General features: G+C 68.5%; 19 protein-coding genes. 10 read left to right on the top strand and 9 right to left on the bottom strand.

Annotated features, from left to right (window positions below; translation table 11 throughout):
- Positions 1-45: 45 nt before the first annotated feature.
- Both ACIP5Y_RS01225 and ACIP5Y_RS01220 read right to left on the bottom strand, forming a co-directional pair.
- Positions 46-2,556 (bottom strand): DEAD/DEAH box helicase, encoded by a 2,511-nt coding sequence (locus ACIP5Y_RS01225; RefSeq protein ID WP_400346492.1) that lies wholly within the window; start codon positions 2,554-2,556, stop codon positions 46-48.
- 240 nt (positions 2,557-2,796) lie between these two features.
- Positions 2,797-3,750 carry a proteasome assembly chaperone family protein gene (locus tag ACIP5Y_RS01220; RefSeq protein WP_400346490.1) on the bottom strand — a complete coding sequence of 318 codons (954 nt, stop codon included), beginning with the start codon at positions 3,748-3,750 and terminating at the stop codon, positions 2,797-2,799.
- Positions 3,751-3,966: 216 nt separating this feature from the next.
- Between ACIP5Y_RS01220 and ACIP5Y_RS01215 the strand changes: the two genes are divergently transcribed.
- Positions 3,967-4,638, top strand: a complete 672-nt coding sequence (locus ACIP5Y_RS01215) for a sensor domain-containing protein (RefSeq protein ID WP_400346488.1) — start codon at positions 3,967-3,969, stop codon at positions 4,636-4,638.
- Here the strand turns inward: ACIP5Y_RS01215 and ACIP5Y_RS01210 are convergent, their stop codons facing one another.
- Positions 4,639-5,586, bottom strand: a complete 948-nt coding sequence (locus tag ACIP5Y_RS01210) for a helix-turn-helix transcriptional regulator (protein WP_400349048.1) — start codon at positions 5,584-5,586, stop codon at positions 4,639-4,641. It abuts the gene before it with no gap.
- 95 nt (positions 5,587-5,681) lie between these two features.
- Here ACIP5Y_RS01210 and ACIP5Y_RS01205 point away from each other — a divergent pair, with 95 nt between their 5' ends.
- Positions 5,682-6,086: a VOC family protein gene (locus ACIP5Y_RS01205; RefSeq protein WP_400346487.1), complete on the top strand. Its 405-nt coding sequence runs from the start codon at positions 5,682-5,684 to the stop codon at positions 6,084-6,086.
- Positions 6,087-6,234: 148 nt separating this feature from the next.
- Positions 6,235-7,374, top strand: a complete 1,140-nt coding sequence (locus ACIP5Y_RS01200; protein ID WP_400346485.1) for a DUF4192 domain-containing protein — start codon at positions 6,235-6,237, stop codon at positions 7,372-7,374.
- Positions 7,375-7,390: 16 nt separating this feature from the next.
- Here ACIP5Y_RS01200 and galE read toward each other — a convergent pair whose 3' ends face one another.
- Positions 7,391-8,371, bottom strand: coding sequence for a UDP-glucose 4-epimerase GalE (galE, locus tag ACIP5Y_RS01195; protein ID WP_400346483.1), 981 nt, complete (start codon positions 8,369-8,371; stop codon positions 7,391-7,393).
- A gap of 3 nt (positions 8,372-8,374) precedes the next feature.
- Positions 8,375-9,061, bottom strand: a complete 687-nt coding sequence (locus ACIP5Y_RS01190; RefSeq protein WP_400346481.1) for an iron dependent repressor, metal binding and dimerization domain protein — start codon at positions 9,059-9,061, stop codon at positions 8,375-8,377.
- 204 nt (positions 9,062-9,265) lie between these two features.
- Between ACIP5Y_RS01190 and ACIP5Y_RS01185 the strand changes: the two genes are divergently transcribed.
- The 4 genes from ACIP5Y_RS01185 (at position 9,266) to ACIP5Y_RS01170 (ending at position 16,559) form a co-directional block, all read left to right on the top strand.
- Positions 9,266-10,504 carry an acetoin utilization protein AcuC gene (locus ACIP5Y_RS01185; protein ID WP_400346480.1) on the top strand — a complete coding sequence of 413 codons (1,239 nt, stop codon included), beginning with the start codon at positions 9,266-9,268 and terminating at the stop codon, positions 10,502-10,504.
- 22 nt (positions 10,505-10,526) lie between these two features.
- On the top strand, positions 10,527-13,205 hold the full coding sequence (locus ACIP5Y_RS01180) for a GNAT family N-acetyltransferase (RefSeq protein ID WP_400349047.1): 2,679 nt from the start codon (positions 10,527-10,529) through the stop codon (positions 13,203-13,205).
- 97 nt (positions 13,206-13,302) lie between these two features.
- Entirely contained in the window at positions 13,303-16,065 is a 2,763-nt protein-coding gene (gene ppc / locus ACIP5Y_RS01175) for a phosphoenolpyruvate carboxylase (protein ID WP_400346479.1), read from the top strand.
- A 125-nt stretch (positions 16,066-16,190) separates the two neighbouring features.
- A complete protein-coding gene (locus ACIP5Y_RS01170) occupies positions 16,191-16,559 on the top strand; it encodes a hypothetical protein (protein ID WP_400346478.1) in 369 nt (122 codons plus the stop codon).
- Here ACIP5Y_RS01170 and ACIP5Y_RS01165 read toward each other — a convergent pair.
- On the bottom strand, positions 16,505-19,234 hold the full coding sequence (locus ACIP5Y_RS01165; RefSeq protein WP_400346476.1) for a tetratricopeptide repeat protein: 2,730 nt from the start codon (positions 19,232-19,234) through the stop codon (positions 16,505-16,507). The genes ACIP5Y_RS01170 and ACIP5Y_RS01165 overlap by 55 nt on opposite strands.
- A gap of 92 nt (positions 19,235-19,326) precedes the next feature.
- Positions 19,327-20,766, bottom strand: a complete 1,440-nt coding sequence (locus tag ACIP5Y_RS01160) for an MDR family MFS transporter (protein ID WP_400346474.1) — start codon at positions 20,764-20,766, stop codon at positions 19,327-19,329.
- A gap of 136 nt (positions 20,767-20,902) precedes the next feature.
- Between ACIP5Y_RS01160 and ACIP5Y_RS01155 the strand changes: the two genes are divergently transcribed.
- A complete protein-coding gene (locus ACIP5Y_RS01155; protein ID WP_400346473.1) occupies positions 20,903-21,487 on the top strand; it encodes a TetR/AcrR family transcriptional regulator in 585 nt (194 codons plus the stop codon).
- Between the two features lie 12 nt (positions 21,488-21,499).
- Here ACIP5Y_RS01155 and ACIP5Y_RS01150 read toward each other — a convergent pair whose 3' ends face one another.
- Positions 21,500-22,351: an NAD(P)H-binding protein gene (locus ACIP5Y_RS01150; protein ID WP_400346472.1), complete on the bottom strand. Its 852-nt coding sequence runs from the start codon at positions 22,349-22,351 to the stop codon at positions 21,500-21,502.
- Positions 22,352-22,437: 86 nt separating this feature from the next.
- On the opposite strand from ACIP5Y_RS01150, the gene ACIP5Y_RS01145 reads away from it, so the two are divergent.
- Together ACIP5Y_RS01145 and ACIP5Y_RS01140 are read left to right on the top strand one after the other, a co-directional pair.
- Positions 22,438-23,268: a helix-turn-helix domain-containing protein gene (locus tag ACIP5Y_RS01145; protein ID WP_400346470.1), complete on the top strand. Its 831-nt coding sequence runs from the start codon at positions 22,438-22,440 to the stop codon at positions 23,266-23,268.
- Positions 23,269-23,387: 119 nt separating this feature from the next.
- Positions 23,388-24,752, top strand: a complete 1,365-nt coding sequence (locus ACIP5Y_RS01140) for a type IV secretory system conjugative DNA transfer family protein (protein WP_400346469.1) — start codon at positions 23,388-23,390, stop codon at positions 24,750-24,752.
- On the opposite strand, the gene ACIP5Y_RS01135 is transcribed toward ACIP5Y_RS01140, so the two are convergent.
- Complete coding sequence (locus tag ACIP5Y_RS01135; protein ID WP_400346467.1) at positions 24,685-25,266, bottom strand: TetR/AcrR family transcriptional regulator; 582 nt, start codon at positions 25,264-25,266, stop codon at positions 24,685-24,687. The genes ACIP5Y_RS01140 and ACIP5Y_RS01135 overlap by 68 nt on opposite strands.
- Between the last annotated feature and the right edge of the window lie 53 nt (positions 25,267-25,319).

The raw sequence follows: 25,319 nt of genomic DNA, 5'->3' as shown, positions 1-25,319 counted from the left end.
GAACCTGCAGCGATCGCAATGCTCGGCCCGCAGCGATCGCAAAGCTCAGCCCGCGGTGATCGCGACCTCGTCGAAGACCACTTCACCGGCCGCATCCGACTCGGCCAGATCGACCGTCGCGTGGATGGCCCAGCCATGGTCGCCGTTCGGATCGTCGAGGACCTGCCGCACATCCCAGAAACCGGGGCGCTGCTCCACCTGGAAGAGCTTCGGGCCGCGCGCATTCGGGCCGGTGCCGAGGGTTTCGTACTCGGCGAAGTACGGCTCCAGCTCCGATTCCCAATCCAGCTCGTCGCCCAGTTCTTCGAGGGCCTCCCAGCGCCGCAGCGCGGCCAGATCCACCCGGCGGAACATGGCGTTGCGCACCAGCACCCGGAACGAGCGCTCGTTCGCCGAGATCGGCCGCACGGTCTCCGCGCCGAACGCCACCTGCTGCTCATCGGATTCCGCACCCGGATTGGTGAGCTGCTCCCACTCGTCGAGCAGGCTGGAGTCCACCTGCCGGATGAGCTCGCCCAGCCATTCGGTGATGTCGTCGAGTTCCTCGGTGCGCGCCTGCTCCGGCACGGTCCGCCGCAGCGCCCGGTAGGCGTCGGCGAGATAGCGCAGCACCACACCCTCCGAGCGGGCCAGCTCATAGCCGGACACCAGCTCGGCGAAGGTCATGGACCGTTCCACCATCTCGCGCACCACGGACTTGGGGGAGGGCTCGAACTCCGACACCCAGGGATGACCGGCTTTATAGGTCTCATAGGCCGGTTCGATGAGCTCCGGTCCGAGCGGTTTGGGCCAGGTCACCTCCTCGAGCAGCTCCATGCGCTCCTCGTATTCGATGCCGTCGGCCTTCATCTCCGCGACCGCCACCCCGCGCGCCTTGTGCTGCTGCGCCATGAGCAACTGCCGCGGATCCTCGAGCGTCGATTCGATGAGCGAGATGACATCGAGGGTGTAGGTGAGCGACTCCTTGTCGAGCAATTCCAGCGCCGCCAGCGCGAAGGGGGACAAGGGCTGGTCGAGGGCGAAATCGCGCTGCAGATCGACCATCAGGCGGGCGTGACGGCCATATTTGTCCGGCTCGTCCAGTTGCTGCACCACGCCCGCGTCCCGCAGCGCCCGATACAGCCGGATCGCCTTGAGGATGTGCTTGCGCTGCGCCGCCCGCGGCTCGTGGTTCTCCTCCAGCAGATGCCGCATGGCGTAGAAGCAATTGCCCTTGCGCGCAATGACATTCAGCAGCATCGCATTGGTCACATTGAACCGCGAGACCATCGCCTCCGGCGAGGCCGACACCAGCCGGTCGAAGGTCTCCTCCGACCACGACACGAAACCCTCGGGCGGCTTACGCTTCTGGACCTTCTTCAGCTTCTTGGGATCATCGCCGGCCCGGGCGATCAGGCGCGCGTTCTCCACCTCGTGCTCGGGGGCCTGCACCACCACCGTGCCCAGGGTGTCGTAACCGGCGCGCCCGGCGCGGCCCGAGATCTGATGGAACTCACGCGCATTCAGCCGGCGCGTGCGCACCCCGTCGTACTTGGTGAGACCCGTCAGCAGCACGGTGCGAATCGGCACATTGATGCCGACGCCGAGCGTATCGGTGCCGCACACCACCTTCAGCAGGCCGTCCTGCGCGAGCTTCTCCACCAGTCGCCGGTACTTGGGCAGCATCCCGGCGTGATGCACGCCGATGCCGTGCCGGATGAACCGCGACAGCGTCTTACCGAAGCCGGTGGCGAAACGGAACTCGCCCAGCGCGTCCGCGATGGCTTCCTTCTCCGCCTTCGACGACATGTTCACGCTCATCAGCGCCTGCGCCCGCTCCATGGCCGCGGCCTGGGTGAAGTGCACGACGTAGACCGGCGCGAGACTGGTGGTCACCAGATCCTCGAGCGTTTCGGTAATGGGGGTGCGAACATACGAAAAGCTCAACGGCACAGGACGTTCCGCGCCCTGCACGATGGCTGTCTCGCGACCGGTACGGCGGGTCAGATCCTTCGCGAAGAAATCGACCTCACCGAGAGTGGCCGACATGAGCAGGAATTGCGCCTTCGGCAACTCGATCAGCGGCACCTGCCACGCCCACCCGCGATCCGGATCGGCGTAGTAGTGGAACTCGTCCATCACCACCTGGCCGACATTGGCGTCCGCGCCCTCGCGCAACGCGAGATTCGCCAGGATCTCCGCGGTCGCGCAGATGATGGGGGCTTCCGGATTGACCGCCGCATCGCCGGTCACCATGCCGACCTTGTCCGCGCCGAACACCTCGCACAGGGCGAAGAACTTCTCGCTCACCAGCGCCTTGATGGGTGCGGTGTAGTAGCTGCGCTCGCCCTTGTTCATGGCCGCGAAGTGCGCGCCCAGCGCCACCAGCGACTTACCGGACCCGGTCGGGGTGTTCAGGATGACGTTCGCGCCGGTGACCAGCTCGAGCAACGCCTCTTCCTGCGCGGGATACAGGCTCAGACCCTGCGAGTCGGACCACTCGGCGAATTGTTCGTACAGCCAATCCGGGTCCACATCGGGTACGGCACGGTCGGGAACCAATTCGGACAGCTGCACGCCGCCCAACGTTACCGGTCGGCAAGCCGAATCCCCGCAGCGGAAGGACCCAACTCTCTGGAGCTCTCCGGGGCAAACCCCTGAAACCCCTGCTCGGCCCGCACGACCAGCACCTGAGCACGCAGCCGGAAGGGTCGGAAACAAGGTAGCCACGGCGCAACCGGCCTCGAAGGCGGCCGCCGCGACACCGGAGGTGCCGCCCTGCCGGGACCTGAAGGGTCTCGGGCCGTGGCGAGTGCGTCAGCGCAGGGGCGGGTTGTCCGTGCCGTCGGCGTCGCCGAAACCGGTCTGCTCGGCCAGGAAACGCTCGAACTCCGCACCGAGCTCATCGCCGGTCGGGAGGTCGTTCTCGCTGGCCAGCAGGCTGGACTGGCGTTCCTGGGCGGTGACGAAGCTGTCGTACTGGCGTTCCAGGGCCTGGACGACGGTCTCCACCTCGGAGTTGCCGGCGATGTGCTCGTTGACCTGTTCACGGACCCGCGCGGCGGCGTCGGTGAGGGCGGCCAGGGGGAGTTCCAGGCCCGCGTTGTCGGCGACGTTCTCCAGCAGGGTCTGCGCGGCCTCGGGGTAGGCGGTCTGGGTCAGATAGTGCGGGACATGCACCGAGAAACCGACCGACTCGTGGCCGTGCTGGGCCATGCGGTACTCCAGCAGCGAGGACGCACTGCCCGGCACCTGCAGCTCACCCGGCCAGCGCTGATGATCACCGATGAGGTCGTTGTCGCTGGCATGCGCGGTCACACCCAGCGGGCGGGTGTGCGGAATCGCCATGGGAATGGCCGAGAGCCCGATCGTGCGGCGCACACCCAGCTGTTCGGACAGCAGGCGCACCGCGGTGACGAACTTCTCCCAGCGCAGATCCGGTTCCAGCCCGGACAGCAACAGGAACGGCGTGCCCGCCGTGTCCTTGAGCGCCCACAGATTCAGCTCGGGCTCGGTGTAATCCGAGAAGTGATCGGTCTTGAAGGTCATGAGCGGACGCCGCTCGCGGTAGTTGAGCAGCTCGTCCATATCGAACGAGGCCACGAGTTCGGACTCGAGGCTCTCGCGCAGATGCGTGGTGGCCAGGCGAACCGCATGCCCGGCATCGGTGAAACCTTCCAGACCGTGCACCAGGACCGGACCCGAGCCATCGTCGGACGACAGCTGCGGAGCCGGGAATTCCAGCTCGTACATTCGCGACTCGTAGTCCATCGCGTGCTCCTTCCTGCGTGGCCCACTTCCGCGACCCATCCACATTGTCCCTCATGGCCATGCACGCCGCGCACGGCCCGCACCAGCGGTGCAACACGGCGGCATGGGACACGCATTCCCCGGGTCCCCGCCACGCGGCGTGGCATTCGGTGTGAACAGCAGATATTCGGCATAGTTGGACGTGTGATGGTGCCGGATTCTCGCAGCTTGTGCCGCTTGACCGTACGCGCTGCGGGAGTCGTCGCGGCCGGGTCGCTGCTCGCCGCGTGCGGCACCACCGTCTCGGGTCATCCGGTCGCCTCGCGGAGTCCGATCACCGCGGTGCAGACCGACGGTGGGCTGGCCAGACTGCTGCCCGACCCGTCCCAATTCCCCTCGAGCTACACGGCTATTGCACTGCCGCCCGACAGCGCGGGGGAGGCGGCCGCCGATCTCGAGGGCATGTTGCCCGGGGCGACCGTCGATCCTGCGGCTTGCGCGCCCGCCACTCCGACCGCGGGCCCGGTCGTTTCCGTGGGCACCGACGACAACACGCGATCCACGCTCACCGTCGAGCTGATTCGAACCGATAAGAAGCTGTCCTCGGTGCGAGATCAGTTGCAGCAGTGCGGGACCGTGCGAATCGGGCACGCGGGCACCACCGCCACCGTCACGACCAAGATGGATCCGGCGCCACCGTCCAATGCCGACGACACCCTCGCGTTGAACCGCACCGTCGAATCCGCGCGTGGCGGACCGGGACTCACCCGTTCGATGCAGACGCTGCTCGGTCAGATCGGGGATGTGCGGGTCAGCGTGACCTACATGACTTTCGGTGACGGCAAGCCCGATACCGGTGCGCTGGACGCGCTCTTCACCACCGCGCTGCGCAAGGTGCGCAAGGGGTAGTCACTGCGCGGGGCGATAGCGTTCGGCCAGTTCGGCGCCCAGGCGGGCCAGTTCGGCTCGCACCGATTCCGGCTCGACTACCTCGAGGGCCGTGCCCCATCCGGCCAGCTGCTGGGCGATCATGAGCGGCGTCGGCGCCGTGATGGATACCCGCACCCGGCCGTCGGGAATTGCGGTGTCCACCACGCAGTGCCGGCCCTGCTGGTGGCGCAGGACGGGCAATAGCGAGGCCGGGACCAGGACCGTCGCCGACAGGGTCGAGCGATGCCGCTCGACCTCCTCGACGACCTCCGACCAGGCCTCGGACAGGTCGAAATCCTCTGGGCGGGAGAAGGTTTCGTCGGTGAGCTGCGCGCCGGTGATGCGGTCCACGCGGAAGGTGCGGCGGCCACGGTCGGTGCCCGCCACCAGATACCAGATGCCGTCCTTGTCGACCAGGCCCCACGGATCGACCAGGCGCTCACTGGGTTTGCCCGCGCGCTCGTAGCCGAGCCGGATCTTGCGGCGGCGCACCACCGCGGCCTGTAATTCCGTGACCTGCTGCGGCGGTTGTTCATCGCGTTCGCCCCAGCGGGCGGGATCGACGACCACCGCGCCGGCGGCGGCCTCGGCTTCGGTGCGGAAGGTCTGTGGCAGGGCGCGCAACAGCTTCCGCAGGGCCGATTTGGTGGCGGGTGTGGTGGTGGCGACCGGGCCCAGCAATAGGAACAGGGCCTGCGCTTCGCCGGCGGTGAGACCGCTGAGATCGGTGCGGGCGCCGCCGACCAGCGCCCAGCCGCCGCCCCGGCCCTGCTGCGGATACACCGGAATTCCGGCCGCGGACAAGGCCTCCAGGTCGCGGCGGGCGGTGGCCACCGACACCTCGAGCTCGGCCGCGACCTCGGCGGCGGTGACCCGGCCGCGGGTCTGCATGAATAGCAGGGTGGCTACCAAACGGTCCGCGCGCATACCGGAGATTCTGCCCGGAAAAGTGCTCATTCGGTGAGCACTTTTCCTCCGATGATGGATACATCGAACAGCTCGACCCGACCGAGGAGACACAAATGTTGCGAGGCATGGCGACCGTCAACTACTACGCCGACGACCTGGAGGCCGCCAAGGACTGGTACGCCGAATTGCTCGGCGTGGCACCGTATTTCAGCGTTCCGGGCGGCTACTACGAGTTCCGGATCGGCGACTACCAGGCCGAACTCGGCATTATCAACCGCAAGTTCGCACCCACCAGCCCGGACCGGCCGGGCGGGCAAATGGTGAACTGGCACGTGGACGATGTCGCGGCCACCCTCGAGAAGCTGCTCACCATGGGCGCGCAGGTCTACGAGCCGATCACCGAGCGCGGCAACGGAACCGGCTTCGTCACCGCCTCGGTCGTCGACCCCTTCGGCAATGTGCTCGCCATCATGAGCAACCCGCACTACCTGGAGATTCTCGCCGGCCGGCCCGAATAGCATCGGGCACCGACAGATTCACGTCGCCGCCGCAGCTGCCGCGCCGAGTAATCCACGACACGCGAACCGCGCCAATGCATCCACAGGCACCCGGAAACCGCGGTTCCGTGTCGTAACTCCGTCGGTGCCCCGGCGGACGGTCGGCGCCATGACAACACCGACCGAACCCACCCCATCGAACGAACCCGACGAAACCACCGAGCCGGAACCGCGGCTGCGTAAGCCGGGTGATCTCATCGCGGCGGTGCCCGCGCTGCTGGGGTTCATCCCCGTGCGGTCGCTGGTGGTGACCGTATTGCGGCCCGAGCCCGGGGTACCGCTGCGCGCCGCGGTGGATTTCATGACGCGCATGGACCTCGACGGCAACGGCCGGGCCGCGACCGCGGAGCTCATCGACCGGATCGCGCAGATCTGTGTGGCGCACAATGCGCTCGCGGTCCTCGCGCTCATCATCGACGACCGCGCCACGGCCCCGAAATCCGGGCATCGGGGAGTACGCGGCCGCAAGCATCGCGATCTGCTCGCGGCGATCGAGCACCGGCTCGACGCCGAGGCCATCCCGTTGGCGGGGGCGTGGGCGGTCGCGGAAATCGGGCCCGACCTGCCCTGGTGGAGTCTGACCGGACCGCCGCGCGACGGCAGGCAACCGGATCCGGCGACCTCCGAGGTCGCCTTGCGCCAGGTGCTCGAGGGACGGCTGCTGCGAGCCTCACGGGAGGAGCTCGCCGCGCTCGTCGCGCCTGATCCCAGCCTGCAGAGCGAGATGCGGCCGCTGTTGAAAGCCGTCGGCAGCACGGCGTCCGGCCGATTCGCCGAGGCATTGCGACGTGACGACGCCGACTCCTACACGCGGACGACCCTGCGCCAGGTACTGCGACATGTGGCGAAGCTCGAATCCGGTATCGAGCCGGACCCGCCGGCCCTCGCGGAATTGGCTGTCGCGCTGCGCGATTCATCGGTCCGCGACGTCATGTTCGCACTCACTCCGGGCCCGCACGCCGCGGCCGCCGAGGCGCTCTGGTCCCGGCTGACCCGCGCCCTCCCGGACCCGGACCGCGCGGAGGCCGCCGCCCTCCTCGCCTACTGCGCGTACGTCCGCGGCGACGGACCCTTCACCGGCGTAGCGCTCGAGGCCGCATTATCCGCAGACCCCGAGCACCGCATGGCAATCCTGCTCGACGCCGGCCTGCAGACAGGCATGCGCCCCGAAAGGCTGAGCCGCCTCGCAGATTCCGGCCGAGAGGCAGCCCTGGACCTCGGCATCGACCTCGACCAGGAGCTCTCGTGAACGGGTATTCCGGCGGTCAGCGGGCGCTGTGCGCGCGGTCGCCCAGGGAGCGGAGGAAATCCCAGGCGTCGGAGACGATCTCGTCGAGGTCGGTGTGCTCGGGCTGCCAGCCGAGTTCGGCGACGGCGCGATCGCTGGAGGCGATCAGGACGGCCGGGTCACCGGCGCGGCGCGGGGCGTCCACCGAGGTGATGGGGAGGCCGGTGACGCGGCGGCAGGCCGAGATGACCTCGCGGACCGAGAAACCGGTGCCGCTGCCGAGGTTGAAGATGCGGTGCACGCCGGGCTGCGACTGGCCGAGAGCCAGCAGGTGGGCCTGCGCCAGATCGCGAATGTGGATGTAATCGCGGACCGCGCTGCCGTCCGGAGTCGGGTAGTCGGTGCCGAACACCGCGATCGACTCACGATGGCCCAGCGCCGTCTGCAGGACCAGGGGGATGAGATGGGTTTCCACGACACGGTTCTCGCCGAGACCGGCGTACGCGCCGGCCACATTGAAGTACCGCAGGCTGGTCGCCGCCAGCCCGTGCGCCGCCGCGTACGAGGTGATGGCGTAGTCGATCGACAGCTTCGAGGCGCCGTACGGATTGGTCGGTTGCTTCGGGGCGTGCTCGACGATCGGCACCTGCTCCGGCTCGCCGTACACCGCCGCGGTGGAGGAGAACACCAGCCGCGGAGTACCGGCATGGCGCATGGCTTCCAGCAGCGCCAGGGTCTTCACCACATTGCCGTGCCAGTACTTCTCCGGCTGCTGTACCGATTCACCGACCAGCGATTGCGCCGCGAAATGCAGTACGCCGTCGAAGGATTCGGCGGTGATCAGCTCGACGCCGGCGGTGGCGATATCGCCCTCGACGAACTTCGCACCGGTGGGCACGCCCTCGGCGTTGCCGGTGGAAAGATCATCGACGACGACCACCTCGTGGCCCTCTTCGAGCAGAACCTGCGCGCAGACGCTACCGACGTAGCCCGCGCCTCCGGTAACCAGAAGCTTCACGTATCAGACCAATTTCACCTGGACGGCATGCGCCATCTCGTCGGACAGTTCGAATCCCTCATGACCCGGCACGGAGATGGTCACCGCGCCCGGCTTGGTCTCCACGGTCACGCGCGCGTCCGGCACGACGCCCGCCTCGCGGAGCTGATTGATGACCTCGGGGTCGGTCTGGATGTGCTCGGACAGCCGGCGCACGACGACCGCCTGCGACTGCCCGGACGGCAGATCGCTGAGGCGGATCAGCTTCTCGTCGGCGCTCGAGCCCGGCTTCACGCCCAGCTCGTCCAGACCCGGAATCGGGTTGCCGTAGGGGGAGGTGGTGGGGTGGTTGAGCACCTCCACCAGGCGGCGTTCCACATCCTCGCTCATGACGTGTTCCCAGCGGCACGCCTCGGCGTGCACGTTCTCCCACTCCAGACCGATGATGTCGACCAGCAACCGCTCGGCCAGCCGATGCTTGCGCATGACCGCGACCGCCATGGAGCGGCCCTTGTCGGTCAGCTCGAGGTGGCGATCACCGGCTACGGTCAGCAGACCGTCGCGCTCCATGCGCGCGACCGTCTGGCTCACCGTGGGTCCACTCTGCTCGAGGCGTTCGGCGATCCGCGCGCGCAGCGGCGTCACGCCCTCCTCCTCGAGGTCGTAGATGGTACGGAGGTACATCTCCGTGGTGTCGACCAGATCCTTCACCTGTTAAACCCCTTCGTCGGCACGAATTCTACCCATGCACGGCGGCTGCACCGGGCGACAGCATATTTCGCGAACACAGCGACAACACCCAGGACGGCCTGCGTGTTCCCCGCTCTTTTCACGGGAGATACCTTGCCACCTCGGTATGACAGCGTTGCGGTGTCGACAGCTTACGAACTCCGGCGACGCATTAGCGTGGCAGGTATGCCAGGCGGAACAGGTACCGACGGAACCGTGGTGTGGAGCGATCGGTTCCTCGACTACACCTGGACACCGGAACACCCCATGCGACCGGTGCGCCTCGAGTTCACGATGGCGCTCGCGCGGGGTCTCGGGCTACTCGACGGCGTCGAGACGATCACGCCCGCCGCGGCGGGGGATGCCGAACTACTGCGGGTGCACACCCACGACTATGTCGAGGCGGTCAAGCACGCGCGGCAACCCGCGGGCCCGGTGCCCGCCGCGCCGCCCTACGGTCTCGGCTCCGCCGACAACCCGGTGTTCCCGCACATGCACGAGGCGGCCTCGGTGATCGTGGGCGGCACGCTGGCCGCGGCGCAGGCCATTGCCGCGGGTCACACCCGGCGCGCGGTGAGCATCGGCGGTGGCATGCATCACGCCATGCCGGCCTCGGCGGCCGGGTTCTGTGTGTACAACGATGTGGCGGTGACCATTTCGTGGCTGCTGGACAACGGCTTCGACCGCATCGCGTATGTGGACGTCGACGTGCACCACGGGGACGGCGTGCAGCGCATGTTCTACGGCGACCCGCGGGTCCTCACTGTGTCGATCCATCAGCATCCGGCGACCCTGTGGCCCAACACCGGCTGGCCGGAGGAGACCGGCGCCGGTAAGGCCGAGGGCACCGCCGTCAACCTGCCTATCATGCCCGGGACCCGGGATTCGTTGTGGCTGCGCGGATTTCACGCGGTGGTGCCGGGCGCGCTGGCCGCGTTCCGGCCGCAGATCGTGATCAGCCAGTGCGGCGTCGACACCCATCGCGAAGATCCGCTGGCCGATCTGGAACTCAGCGTGGACGGTCAGCGCGCGGCCTTCCTCGCCATGCGCGACCTCGCCGACCGCTATGCCGAGGGCCGCTGGCTGGCGGTGGGCGGCGGCGGATACGGGCTGATCCGCGTGGTCCCGCGCGCCTGGACCCACCTGCTGGCCGCCGCCCTGGGCCGGGAGATCGATCCCGCCACCGCCATCCCGCAGCGGTGGAAGGACCTGGTGGGCCGATACGCCCCCATGGTCGCCGCGCCCGGCACCATGGGCGACGGTGCGGACATCTCCTTCGCCCGCTGGGACGGACCGGGCGGCGGCCGCGATACCGGGGACGAGCACGTCGACCGGGCCCGCCGCGCCCTCGACATATCCGTATCGGCAACTCGCCGAGCGACTTTCGGCCTGCTCGGGCTGGATCCGGAGGATCCCCGTGACTGAATCCACCGATCCCGTTCCGCCGCTGCCGCCGGATACGCCCGGGACGCCGTTGCATCCGCCACCGCCGCCGGAGCACTGGTTCGCCGACGTGCTGGCCTCCGATGGCGGTGTGGTGCGGTTGCGGCCCATCACGCCCGATGACGCGGAGCTGCTCGAGCGGTTCCATTCCGGGTTGTCCGATCGGACGCGGTATCTGCGCTACTTCGGGCCGTATCCGCGTATGACGCCGAAGGATCTGTACCGCACCACCCATGTCGACTATCACGATCGTGTCGGCCTGGTCATCGAGCTCGGAGACGAGATCATCGCGGTCGGGCGCTACGAGTATCTGGCCGAACGCAGTGGGCCGCGGTCGGCCGAGGTGGCGTTCGTGGTGGCCGATGAGCATCAGGGGCGGGGACTCGGGTCGATCCTGCTCGAGCATCTCGCCGGCGCGGCCGCCGAGCAGGATATCGACACCTTCGTGGCGGAGGTGCTGGCCGAGAACAATGCCATGGTGCAGGTGTTCCGGGATGCCGGATATCAGGTGCAGCGCAGTCGCGACGGTTCGGTGCTGCATCTGGAATTCGCCATCGACCCCTCCGAAGCCCTGCTCTCGGTGCGGGATTCCCGCGAACGCGCCTCCGAGGCGCGCAGTGTGGGCAATCTGCTCGCGCCGAAGTCGGTGGCGGTCATCGGCGCGACGCCCTCGACCAGCCGGGTCGGCGGCGCGGTCATGGCCAACCTGCTGTCCGGGGCGTACCAGGGCCCGGTGTTCCCGGTGAACCGCAATCGCACCGCGGTGCGCGGCGTGCGCGCCTATCCGACCGTGCGCGATATCCCGGACGAGGTCGATCTCGCGGTGATCGCGGTGCCCGCCGCCGAGATCGGCTCGGTGCTCGACGACTGCATGGCCAAGGGTGTGAAGGGCCTGGTCGTACTGACGGCCGGCTTCTCCGAGACCGGCCCGCGCGGGTACGAGAAGGAACGCGAACTCGTCGATTCCGCTCGTGCGCACGGTATGCGCGTGGTCGGGCCCAGCGCGCTCGGCATCGCGAACACCGATCCGGCGGTCGCCCTGAACGCGACCCTCGCCCCGATCCTGCCCGGGCGCGGTCGCATCGGATTCTTCTGCCAGTCCGGTCCGCTCGGCGCCGCCATCCTCGGTGAGGCCGCCGCGCGGCAGCTCGGACTGTCCACCTTCGTCTCCGCCGGTAATCGCGCGGATGTGTCGGGCAATGATCTGCTGCAGTACTGGGACAACGACCCGGACACCGATGTGGTGCTGCTGTATCTGGAGACCTTCGGCAATCCGCGCAAGTTCTCCCGTATCGCGCGCCGGGTGGCGCACTCCAAACCCATTGTCGCGGTGAACAGTGGCCGCAATGTGGCGCGCATCGACGCCGAACAGGATCTGGACCGTTCGCTGGTGCGCAACCTGTTCGCGCAGGCGGGCATCATCCAGGTCGATTCCATCACCGAGCTTTTCGACTGCGCCATGCTGCTGGCGTATCAGCCGCTGCCGACCGGGCCGCGGCTGGCGGTGATCGGCAACAGCGCCGCCCTGAGCTGGCTGGCCGTGGACGCGGCCCGGGGCGAGGGCCTCGAAGTCGATGCACCCGTGGACCTCGGGCCGCAGGCCGGTCCGGCCGACTACCTCACCGCGGTGGCCGCGGCCGTCACCTCGGCGACGGTCGACGCGGTCATCGTGATCTACTCGCCGCCGGTGCCGGCCGCTGTCGCCTCCTTCGCCGAGGCGATCCGGTCCGGCGCGCGATCGAATCCGACCACGCCGGTGCTCACCACCTTCGTCGCCGATCAGGGCATGCCCAATCTGCTCGCCGCCCGCGGCCCCGGCGGCATTCTGGAGCGCGGATCGATTCCGTCCTATGGAGATCCGGAGCGGGCGGCGCGGGCGCTGGCCCGCGTATGGCGTTACGCCGACTGGCGCAACCGGCCGATCTCACCGGTGGCGCGGCCCGGCGGGCTGGACACCGCGCGGGCGCGGGAACTGGTGGCGCAGTGGATGTCCGATGACACCGCGCACTGGCTGACCGACCTGCAAGCGGCGGAACTGCTGGGCTGCTACGGGATTCGGGTGGTCGAGTTCCGCGAGGTGCGCGATGCCGATGCCGCCGTGGACGCGGCGGAGGAGTTGGGTTTCCCGGTTGCCGCCAAGGCGACGGGGGAGATGTGGCGTAACCGCCCGGATCTCACCGGGGTGCGGCTGGACCTATGGCGTCCGGATGCGGTGCGGCGCGCGTTCAACGATCTCGCCGAGATCTCCGGGAATCCGGTGCACATCCAGCGGATGGCCGCCAAGGGCATCGGCTGTATGTTCCGGGTGCAGGACGATCCGTCGTTCGGTTCGGTCATCAGTTTCGGCTTGTCCGGCACCATTATCGATCTGCTCGGCGACCGGGTGTATCGGGCGCTGCCGCTGACCGAGGCCGAATCCGCCGCGCTGATCGACGCGCCGCGGGCGGCGCCGCTGCTGTCCGGCACGGTGGCCGGGCGCGAGTTCGGCAAGCCGGTGGACAAGCCGGCGCTGGCCGAGCTGGCGCAACGGATCTCCGCGCTCTGCGACGATCTACCGGAAGTGCGAGAGTTGCTGTGTGAGCCGGTGCTGTCCTCCCCGGAGGGCGCCGCCGTGCTCTACGGGCGGGTGCGGATCGGGCCGGAACCCAGCCGGTTCGATATCGGGCCACGGCGTATGGGTTGAGTGAGCTGACAGTGCGGTGAGCTGACGGGTAACCGGTGTGCAGATACCGGAATGTGTTGGGACGTACGAGAAATCGTCGGTTAGGAGAGGTGAGCCAGTGCGAGAAGACCGGATAGAGAACGCGACCGCGCCACTGCGGGACGACATTCGCTTCCTGGGCGGGATACTCGGCGACACCATTCGCGATCACGAGGGCCCGGACGTCTTCGACCTCATCGAACGGGTCCGGGTCGAGGCCTTCAAGATCCGCCGCTCCGAGGTGGAACGCAGCGCTGTCGCCGATATGCTGCGCGATGTCGACATCCAGACCGCGATCCCGGTGATCCGCGCCTTCAGTCACTTCCTGCTGCTGGCCAACCTGGCCGAGGACCTGCAGCGCGACCGCCGGCGCGCGGTGCACGTGGCCGCCGGTGAGCCACCGCAGGATTCGAGCCTCGCCGCCACCTACCGCAAGCTCGACGAGGCGGGCCCGGACGGGGATGTGGTGGCCGACCTGCTCACCGACGCCCTTGTCTCGCCGGTCATCACCGCGCATCCGACCGAGACGCGCCGCCGCACCATCTTCGATGTGCAGGGCCACATCACCGAGCTGATGCGGACCCGGCAGCGCTACTCGGTGCACGAGCCGGAGTTCGCCGCGATCGAGACCGATATCCGCCGCCAGGTGCTGCAACTGTGGCGGGCCGCGCTGATCCGCTTGGCGCGCTTGCGGATTCAGGATGAGATCGAGGTCGGTCTGCGCTACTACGACCTCACACTCTTCGATGTCATCCCGCGTATCAATGATCAGGTGCGGGCCGCGCTGCGCGCCCGCTGGCCGCAGCATCGGCTGCTGGAGCGTCCGATCCTGCGGCCCGGTTCCTGGATCGGCGGTGACCGGGACGGCAATCCGAACGTCACCGCCGAGGTGGTGCACCGGGCCACGCACCGCGCCGGCACTGTCGCCTTCGAGCGGTATCTGAAATCGCTACTGGAGCTGGAGAAGACGCTCTCGCAGTCGGCGCGGCTGGTGCCCGTCACGCCCGCGCTCGCGGCGCTGGCGGACGCCGGTTTCGACGATTCGCCGCAGCGCGCGGACGAACCGTATCGGCGTGCCCTGCGCGGCATCCGGGCCCGGCTGAGCGCCTCCGCGCGGCAAGCGCTGGGCGAGATCCCCGCCGACGGTATCGATGCCGGGGCGGAACCGTATGCCGGACCGGATGCGCTGCTGGCCGATCTCGCGGCCGTCGACGCCGCCATGCGGGCCTCCGGTGACGGCCTGCTCGCCGACGATCAGCTGGCGGCGTTGCGGGCCGCGGTGGAGACCTTCGGCTTTCACCTGCAGGGCCTGGATATGCGCCAGAACTCGGAGATGCACGAGCAGGTGGTGGCGGAGCTGTTCGCCTGGGCCGGAGTGCATTCCGACTACGCGTCGCTGGACGAGGCGCAGCGGGTCGAGCTGCTGGCGGCCGAACTGACCACCCGCCGCCCGCTGGTCGGGCCGAATGCCGCCCTGAGCGAACTGGCCGCCAAGGAGCTCGGCGTGGTCCGCGCGGCCAAGGCGGCCCTCGACGATCTGGGCCCGGACACGGTGCCGAACTACATCATCAGCATGTGCACCTCGGTCAGCGACATGTTGGAGGCCGCATTGTTGTTGAAGGAGGCCGGGATTCTCGATCCGGGCGACGCGACCACCCCGCCGTCCAGCGCGGCCGGTGTGGTGCCGCTCTTCGAGACCATCGACGACCTCCGCAGCGGCGCCGAAATCCTTTCCGCCGCACTGGAAGTGCCTGCCTACCGGCGCCTGGTCGAGGCGCGGGGCCGGCAGCAGGAGGTCATGCTCGGCTACTCCGACTCCAACAAGGACGGCGGCTACCTGGCGGCCAACTGGGCGCTGTACCGCGCCGAACTGGATCTGGTGGATGTGGCCCGCAAGACGGGAATTCGCCTGCGGCTGTTCCACGGTCGCGGCGGCACGGTCGGCCGTGGTGGCGGCCGCAGCTATGACGCCATCCTGGCGCAGCCCGCCGGCGCGGTCCGCGGTTCCCTGCGCCTGACCGAACAGGGCGAGGTCATCTCCACCAAGTACGCCGATCCGGGCGCGGCCTTCCGCAATCTGGAGGCCCTGGTCGCCGGCACCCTCGAGTCGACGCTGCTGGATGTCGAGGGCCTGGGCGAGGATGCCGAACCGGCCTACGAGATCCTCGACGAGCTGGCCGAGCTTGCGCGCCGGGCCTATTCGCGCCTGGTCCACGAAACCCCCGGCTTCGTGGAGTATTTCCGCGCCTCGACCCCCATCGCCGAGGTCGCCGACCTGAACCTGGGCAGCCGTCCCGCCTCCCGCAAACCCACCAGCTCGGTCTCCGACCTGCGCGCCATCCCCTGGGTGATGGCGTGGAGTCAGTCCCGCGTCATGCTGCCCGGCTGGTACGGCACCGGCACCGCCTTCGAGCAGTGGATCGGTGACGACCCCGCCCGCCTGGCCACCCTCTCCGACCTCTACCGCCGCTGGCCCTTCTTCCAGACCGTCATGTCCAACCTGGCCCAGGTCATGGCCAAGGCGGATATGGACATCGCCGCCAGCTACGCCGAACTGGTCCCCGACGAGTCCCTCCGCGCCACCGTCTTCGGCATGATCTGCGACGAGTTCACCCGCACCGTCCGCATGCACGCCGCCATCACCGGCACCGACGAACTCCTCGCCGACAACGCGGCCCTGGCCGAATCCATCCACAACCGCTTCCCCTACCTCGAACCCCTCAACCAGCTCCAGGTCGAACTCCTCCGCCGCCGCCGCGCCGGCGACGATTCCGAACTGGTGGAACGAGGCATCCTCCTCACCATGAACGGCCTCGCCACCGCCCTCCGCAACTCCGGCTAGCCCTGGGCCGAAGTGCCGCGAATGTTCCTCGATAGGGCGACATTTCGGCCTCACTTCATCCGCCGCCCGCGGGCAGGCTCGACAGGGAAGGTCTCCTTCGAGAGCACCAGGAGGCGGCGGACACCATGGTTATCAGGCATACCGAGGACACGATCCGGAGCACCGTGACGCCCGAATGGGCGGAACGGGTTTCGGACACCGGCTACCGCCTGAGCTGGTTGCCGGAGCTGGTTCTCACCAGGCGGCAGGCGGTGGCGGGCCTGCGCATGGACGAGATCCTCAGCGACCCCGCGTATGTCGACGACGCGGTGGCGATCGCCCGCGCCCGGATGTACGCGCACGAGGTGGGAATCATTCTCGAGCAGGCGATAATCCGCCTGTTCATGAGCGTGTCGGCCCGGCAGGGGGAGGCCGGCGATGCGGCCGCCGGGCCGGCACTTCACCACTCGAACAACCAGTTCTCCACCTCCCGTGGCGATCTCGCGCCGGCCTGATCGCAGTGCTGCTCGGCGTCGTGGAGGGGACGACGCCAGTCAGCGGATCGGGCGGCCCGCAGCGTGGCTGCCGTGCCCGCGAGGGCGCGGGCCGCCCAGATCTGGTCGCCGAGGTCCAGGAAGATGGCCTGCGCCTGCTCGAATTCCCGGACCGAATCATCGAATCGCTCCTGCTGCCGCCGCAGGACACCGCAGCTGCGATGGATGCGCGCCTGGCCCGGCCGATCACCGATGCCGACGAAAATGGTGAGGGCCGTGTCGAAATTGCCCAGGGCATCCTCGTAGTGGCCGAGCGCGGTCTCCAGATCGCCGAGACTGGCGTGCGCCCGTGCCTGCCAACGCCGATCGTTCAGCGCGTGGAACTGCGTGAGCGCGGTGCGGAGCAGGGGAGAGGCGCGCTCGTGGCCGCCCGCGCAGCGGTGGGTGTCGCCGAGATTGCGCAGCGTGACCGCCACGCCGCGGGCATCGTCGAGCGATTCGTAGATCGACAGCGCGGTGTCGAGATATCCGACGGCGGTGGCGCGCCGCGTGTTTCGGTGCACGATGCCGAGATGCCGCAGCGTCTGTGCTTCCCAGCGCCGGTCGCCGAGGCCGTGCAGGGTCTGCAGGGCCTCCTCGAAAAGCGATTCGGCGTGATCGTAGTGACAGCGGTCGCGCCAGACGATGCCGCGGCGGACCTTGGCGCGCGCGGATTCGCGTCGGTCGGCCGCCTCCGCGTACAGCGCGATCGCCTTGTCCAGACACAGGATGGATTCGTCCCAGCGGCTCAGGCCACGGTAGATGTCGCCCATACCGCTCAGCGTGCCCGCCACCATCGGCCGATCACCCGCCCGTTCGAACATGCCCAGCGCGATGGTGAAGTGCTCGATGCCTTCGGTGAGGCGGCCGGTGAAGCGGAAGGTGTCGGCGAGGGCGCGATGAATGACGGCCTTGTGGTATTCGTCGCCGAGCTGGTCGAAAAGGTCTGCGCCGTACCGTAATTGCCGGATCGAATCCGGGAATCGCCCTTGCTCGCGCCGCATGACCCCGAGGGTGCAGCGCAGCCGCGCCTCCTTGTCGCGGTCGCCGCCGGCGCGTGCGGTGGCCAGGTGGCGGTCCATGGTGCGTTCCCAATCGGCCCAGCCGGCATCCCAGTTCCGCAGATTGCCGAGCTGTTCCGCGAGCACCCACGCCTCCTGCCACAGGTCGGCGTCGTGTGCGATGGTGACCGCGCCGACCAGTCCGGGCCATTCGGCGCGGAACCAGACGCGTGGATCGGCGGCGATGATGTCGTGAATGTGCTTGAGCGCGGGTGGCGGTGCGTCGAGGCGGTTGGGCGCCGCCGGATCGCCGCGGCAGGTGGCTCGCGCGCACATGGCGATGTACTCGGTGAGCAGGCGTTGCGCGGCCGTTCTGCGTTGTGCCGGTGCTTCTTCCGCGTCCAGTTGTTCGCGGGCGTACAGGTGCAGCAGGTCGTGGAAGCGGTAGCGGCCGGTGCGGTAGCGGTCCGGCGCGGTCTCCAGCAGTTCGGCGTCCACCAGCGCTTCGAGCAGTGTCTCGGCGTCGGGCACCGGCACTTCCGCGAGGATGGCCAGCGCCCAGGCGGGGAAGTCGGTGTTCTCGAGAATCCCGAGCAGCCGGAATGCGCGGCGGACCTGTGGGTCGCAGCCCTGATAGCTGACACCGAAGGAGGCGCGGACGGCGCGTTCACCGTCCTGCAGCATGTCCAGGCGGGCGCGTTCGTCGCGGAGTCGTTCGGCGAAGTGCGCCAGCGACGTCGCGGGCCGCGCGTCCAGGCGGGCTGCGGCAATGCGCAGGGCCAGTGGCAATTGCCCGCACAGCAGGACGATTTCGGCCGCGGCCGCTGCTTCGGCATCGATGCGCGGTCCGCCGATGACGGCCGCGAGCAGATTCAGTCCGTGCTCCGGCGTCATGACCCGCAGGGACAGATGCTGTGCGCCGTCCACCCGCAGCAGCCGGCGCCTGCTGGTGACGAGTACGGCGCATTCGGCATTGCCGGGGATCAGGGGCAGCACCTGATCCTCGTCGTAGGCGTTGTCCAGGACGAGCAGGATGCGCCGGTCGGCCAGTGCGGTCCGGAAGGTCCGGGCGCGTTCGGCAAGGGTGTCGGGTACGGGCGCGGTCCAGCCGAGGTCGCCGAGGAAGCCGGCGATGGTGTCGCCGACGTCGGCCTTCTGGGTCTGGGTGCCGCGGAGGTTCATATACAGCTGGCCGTCGGGGAAGGCCGCGCGGACGCGGTGGGCGGCGTGGGTGGCCAGTACGGTTTTGCCGACTCCGGCCGGGCCGTGGATGGCGACGACGCGGACTCCGGCGGTGGGCGGCGCCTCGAGTATCCCGACCAGTCTGTCGATTTCTTCGTCGCGTCCGGTGAAATCCGTGATGTCACGCGGTAATTGGCGCAGCGGCGACAATGCTTCGGCCGGTCGTGCTGCGGCGTCGTGCTGTCGTGATTCGGTCAGCAGGTCCTCGACCTTGCCTTCCACCTCCGGCCCGGCCAGGCGCAGTGCCTCGTCGAGCATGGACTGATTGGCCGGGCGCGGTGAGGTGGTGCCCGATTCCCATTTCGAGACCAGCCGGGGGCTGACGCCGAGGTGATCGGCGAACTGCCGCACGCTCATCCGCAGGGCCTGGCGCAGGGCGCGGATCTCGCGCGAGGTCCACTGCTGTACGGCCACGAAATCCATCATCGCGCAGCGTGTTCCGGCAGGACAGGGTTCCGGGCGAAACGGCCCGCACCCCCGGACGGGTGCGGGCCGAAGTCGCTCGATCATGAAGGCTGTGCCACAGGTTCTTTCGCCGGTTCCTTCGCGGCGGCCGGCGGGCCCTGCCGCAGCGGCACCTCGACAATGAACAGCGAGGCGACCAAGGCGATCGCGCACAGTATCGACGACCAGGTGAAGATGCTGTCGATGCCGGCCGCGATGCCGGCGTGGGCCCGGTGGTTGAACAGCGCACCGAACAAGGCCACACCGAACGAGCCACCGAGGGTCCGGAACAGGGTCGAGACTCCGGAGGCGGCGCCGATATCCTTCATCTCCACGCTGTTCTGTGCGATGAGCACCGTCATCTGCATGAGGAAGCCCAGCCCCGCGCCGAATACGACCATGTAGATGCCCGCCTCGAGCCGGCTGGTGTCATTGCCCATGGTGGCCAGCGCGATACTGCCCGCGGTGAGGCAGAGTCCGCCGAGAATCGGGAACATCTTGTAGCGTCCGGTTTTGCTCATGATCCGGCCGGCGATCTGCGACACCACGATGATCGGCACCATCATGGGCAGCAGGAGCAGTCCGGAGTTGGAGGCCGAGGCGCCCTGCACCTTCTGCTGGAACAGCGGCAGGAAGCTGACCGCGCCGAACATGGCCGCGCCCACCATGACCGACAGCACCGAGGTCAGGACGAAGTTGCGATTGCGGAACAGGCCGAGCGGGATGATCGGTTCCGGCGCCCGGCGCTGCGACCACAGGAAGGCGGGCAGTCCGAGCACCGCGACCGCGATGGTGATGAGCACCTGCGGTGAGCCCCAAGCGTATTGGGTGCCGCCCCAGGTGGTGACGAGCACGATCGCGGAGATGGTGACGGTCAGCAGCGCCGCACCCAGGTAGTCGATCTTGGCATTGGGCCGCCGCGCGTTCAGATGCAGCATGATCTGGCACCACGCCAGTGCGATCAGGCCCAGCGGCAGATTCAGATAGAACGCCCAGCGCCACCCGAAGTGATCGGTCACGAAGCCGCCGACCAGCGGTCCGCCGATGGTGGCCAGCGCCATTACCGAGGCGGTCATGCCCATGTACTTGGCGCGCTCCCGCGGCGGGATGAGCTCGCCGATGATGGCGAACGCGCCCGCGGCCAGCCCGCCCGCACCGATGCCCTGCAGCACGCGGAAGCCGATGAGCTGATCCATGGATTGCGCCGCGCCGGACAGTCCGGAACCGATCAGGAAGATGACGATCGAGGCCAGGAAGTTGGGCTTGCGGCCGAAGAGATCGCCGAGTTTGGCCCAGATCGGGGTGGATGCGGCGGTGGCGAGTGTGTAGGCGGAGACCACCCAGGACAGGTGGTTCAGGCCGCCCAGCTGGCCGACGATCGTCGGCATCGCGGTGCCGACGATCATGTTGTCGAGCATGCCGAGCAGCATCGCGAGCATGACGCCGAGCAGGATCCAGCGCACATTGCGCGGTGCCTGGGCTGTGGGGATTGCGGAAGTCATGGCGGTCCCTCCCTTCTTTCATCGAGGTCTGGTGGGGGCGCTCGGTGGCGCCGTGACTCCAGAAAACCATAACGACTTAAAAAAGTAAACCGCTCAGAAATTTGTATGACTTAGAAAACAGGGTTAGGGTGGGATCATGACCGGACTCCGCGAGCGTAAGAAGGCCCAGACCCGCCAGGCCCTGGCCGATGCGGCCCTGAGGATGTTCCTGGAACGCGGCTATGACGCGGTCAGCGTCAAGGAGATCGCCGAGGCCGCCGATGTCTCGGTGCCCACCCTGTTCGCGCACTTCCCGGACGGGAAGGAATCCCTCGTCTTCGACCTGGACGCCGACCGGGAGCAGCAGCTCATCTCCGCCGTGCGCGACCGCGCGCCCGGCACGGGCCTGCTGGCGGGTTTGCGCGCGGCCTTCGATGCCCAGCCACGCCCCGGCACCGAAGGCCAGCTGCGCGACTTCCGGCAGCTCATCCAGGACACTCCGGTGCTGGCGAGCTATTTCCGCAATATGTGGCAGCGGCACGAGGACGCGCTGGCCGGCGTCATCGCCGAGGACCTCGGCCTCGATCCCGGCGATGTCGCCGTCACGGCATTGGCGCACTTCGTCTTCGGCGGCCTGGACGTCGCCCGCCGCAGCGACGATCCGGCCGCCGCCCTCACCCGCATCTTCGGACTCCTCGAAACCGGTTGGGGCGCAATGCTCGAGCAGTCGCGGCGGGAATGACCGCAGGTCGCGTCAGTCGCGGAAGGCCGCCGCGTGATCACGCGCCCAGTCGGCGTAGGTCCGCGGCGCCCGGCCGAGGACTCGCTCGACATCCCTGGTGACCGTGGTGTTCCCGCCATTGCGGATGAACGTTTGACCGGCCGTCGCACGATCGGCGAACGCCTCGGACCGGCCCGCCGCCAGCAGAGCCTCCCGGACCTGTTCGAGCGGAATATCGTCCACCTCGATTTCGCGGCCGAGCGCGGCGCCCAGCGTCGCCGCCTGCTGAGGGACGGACAGGGGTTCCGGTCCGGTGAGCGTGTAGACGCGGCCCGCATGATCGTCGGAGGTCAGCGCTTCCACTGCCACCGCCGCGATATCGCGCGGATCGATCACGCCCTGCGCGCCCGTGCCGGTCATATTGGGTACCGGCTTTCCCGCCTTGATCGGGGCCACCCAGCTGAGCGTGTTCGAGGCGAAAGAGCTGGGCCGCAGGATCGTCCACACCCGCCCGCTCTCGCTGATGGCCCGCTCACCCGGCATATGCCAGGTCGCGAACGGTCCCAGGACGGTGTCACCCGTCCCGATGGCGGACAGCTTCACCAACCGCGCCACACCCGCATCGCGTGCGGCGGCGATCAGCTTCGCGTCCACGTCGCTGTTGTCCAGCGTCACCTGGCCGACAAGGAAGGCCGCCTCCGCACCGGCGAAGGCGGCCGCGAGGGATGCGGGATCCGCGTAATCCCCGCGCACCACCTCGACGCCCTCCGGTACCCGCGCCCGCTCCGGATCCCGCGTCACCGCACGCACTTTCTCCCCGCGCCCGGCCAGCTGCCGGACCACTTCACTTCCGATGGTGCCCGTGGCACCCGTAATCACGATCATGTCCCCAACATTGCGCCGCATACCCCCGCCGCCTATAGGAAAAACCGGCACAGCCTGCGGCTCCGGAACTGCCTACAGTGGATCGGGTGACCACCGCTCAACTGCCGGCGACCGTCGTGACCGGAGACGACCTCGAATACCGGGTGCCCGCTCCGGAAGCCCTGCGGCCCTGGATCACCGAGATCGGTCACATTCCGACGGTGTCGATCCGGTCCGCGCCGTTCACCCACGTGCCGCAGGCCGTCACCGCGATCGTGCTCCGCGTCGATGCCTCCGGCCATCGCGATGCGATGGTGGTCGGCCCGCGCACCCGCGCCACCTATGCGCGCGCCAAGGTCTCGGCCGGCTGCCTCCGCCTCCGGCTCGCGCCCGGCGCGACCCAGCCCCTGCTCGGCATCCCCGCCGCGGACCTCACCGACCGCGTCTTCCGACTGCAGGATGTTCCCGGCCCCGCCGCCGACCTGGCGGGCGCGCTCGGCGACCTGGACCTCGGCGATGTCGTCGCCTATCTGGAAGATGCGCTCCCGCAACACCTCTCCGAGGACTCCACCCGCCGCGCTCACCGCCGGCTGCTCGGCTCCGCGGTCGCCGCGTTGGGCGCCGCCCCCTCGGTCCGTGATCTGGCCGCCGACCTCGCGGTGAGCGAACGCCAACTCCGCAACCTCTTCACCGCCGGAATCGGCGTGTCTCCCAAGCATTACGCCCGCATCGACCGCGTCCGCCAGGTCATCGCCGCCGCCGGAGACACCCCCTGGTCCGTGATCGCCTCCGCCACCGGCTATTACGACCAATCCCACATGACCGCCGACTTCCGCGCCATCATGGGCGTCCCGCCCACCGCCTTCTTCCGCGGCGATGTCCCCGCCCCGACCCCCTGCCAGGCGCTGGCGAGAATCTGGCCGCTCGCGACGGTGTGAACTGTCAACAGGGCTGGCGGAGTTCGGTTTTCGCTGCCACTCTGTAGGCGGGATCTGCCTGCGTGAGGGGAATTGCAGAAGTGTGGTGGAACTGGGGGAGTCGCGGATCGCTGCGACCGGTGACGGAGGCCGGCGTGCGGGAGCGGGCGGACGCACTCGGTGTGCGGCTCGGGCCGGAAGACATGCCGGGCGTCTCGATCGGTAGTACCGTCCGAGGCAAACGGCTGTTCGGGGCGTATGACGATCTGCACCTGGACATTTGGGGTCCACGGCAGGGCAAGTCGACCTGCCGTGCGATACCGGCGATCGTGCAGGCCATCGGGCCGGTGATCACCACGTCGACCACACGCGACCTCGTCGACGCGACTCGCGATGTGCGCGAAGCGAAAGGAAGCCCGACGTGGATGTTCGACCCGCATGGTGTGTCGGGCGAGTCACCCTGCTGGTACTGGGATCCACTGGCCTGGATCGGCCGTAGCGAAGTGCGGGCCGCGCGGCTGGCCGCCCACTTCGCCGACGCGGATATTCGCAGCGACAGTCGCGACTTCTTCGAGATCCAGGCCGAGGAGCTGCTGGCGGGCCTGTTCCTGGCGGCAGCGGCCGGCGGCTTTCCGATCACGGAGGTCTGGCAGTGGGTAACCAATCCGCTGGATACCGAGCCGATCGAGGTGCTGCGACGCGATGGGCTGGACATGATCGCATCGGGCATCGCCGCGATGTACAACGCGGATATCCGTCAGCAGCGCGGGATCTTCGCCACCGCCCAGAAGATGTGCCGCTGCCTGCGGTACTCCGATATGCATCCGTGGATCACCGCCGGCGGCGGGCGGGTGCCGTTCGACGAACTCGAGTTTCTCGAACGGTCCGGCACGCTGTATGTGCTCTCGGACGAAGGGCACCCCTCGACGACGCCGTTGGTGAGCGCCCTCATCGATGCCGTGCTGGACGTCGCGGTACACAGGGCGGCACGACAGCCCGTCCCGGTCCTCGCGGTCGTCGACGATGCCGCCGCCGTCGTCCGGTGGCGAGCCTTTCCTGGCCAGTGCGTCCGATACGGTTCACACGCGATCGTCGTGATGATCATGCTGCAGTCCTGGGCGCAAGGCGTCCGATGTTGGGGCCAGGACGGTATGGACGAATTATGGTCGGCGGCAACCGTCAAGGTGGTGGGCGGCGGTATCGATGACGTCCAATTCCTCCGCGATCGAGTCGAGGGAATCGGCCACCGGCTGGGCGTCCACGAACTTCGCTCACTGCGGCGTGGCCGAGCGCTGCTCCTCGCTGCCGGCGTCCCGGCCCGGGTGATCGTGACTGTGCCCTGGTGGACAGGCGAATACGCCGATGCGGTGCGGGCTTCGATAGCGGCTCATTCACCGAACGTAGTGCGCCTGACGGAGCCATTGGATCTGATCGACGTCAGCCCGCCTGCGGTCGCGCCGCACGCGGAGGGCCCAGACGGGCCAGATGAGATACGTCCGCTGTGAGTTGCCTTGGGGAGCGCGCGAATTCGGTGTCGATCCACCAGGCCAGCAGACCGGTGGTCGCGGCGGCGTAGTAGTGCGCCACCACCTCGGCGGGCGGGCCGTCGCCGGATCGCTGCCGCGGCAGGTGTCGTAGCAGCTGGTCGACGATGAGGTCGTGCAGGTGGCGATGCACGACGGTGCCACCCTGTCTGCCGCACAAGGCGCGATACACCCGCTGGTTGCGGTGCGCGTGGTCGAAGATGAGCGCCGCGGGCCGGTCGACCTCGATCGGCTTTCCCGCCGAGGCCATTTCGTCGAAATCGTGCTCGAGCTGTTCGCGGACGTCGTCGAAGGAGGCGGTCAGCAGCGCCTCCTTGTCCCGGAAGTGGACGTAGAAGGTGGAGCGGCCGACATCGGCGTGGTCCAGGATGTCCTGCACGGTCGTCTGTTCATAACCCTGTTCGAGCACCAGGGCGATGAAGGCTTCGTGCAGCATCTTGCGGGTTCGCCTGACCCGCCGGTCCTGTCCTGCCACGAGCTGCCTCTCCTCGTTCCGGACAATTCCGGGCCGTTGTTCAGTGCTGAACG

The sequence above is a fragment of the Nocardia sp. NPDC088792 genome (assembly GCF_044750615.1).
Taxonomy (GTDB): domain Bacteria; phylum Actinomycetota; class Actinomycetes; order Mycobacteriales; family Mycobacteriaceae; genus Nocardia.
The sequence above is the reverse complement of the archived record's forward strand: the minus strand, read 5'-3'. Positions and strand labels throughout refer to the sequence as shown.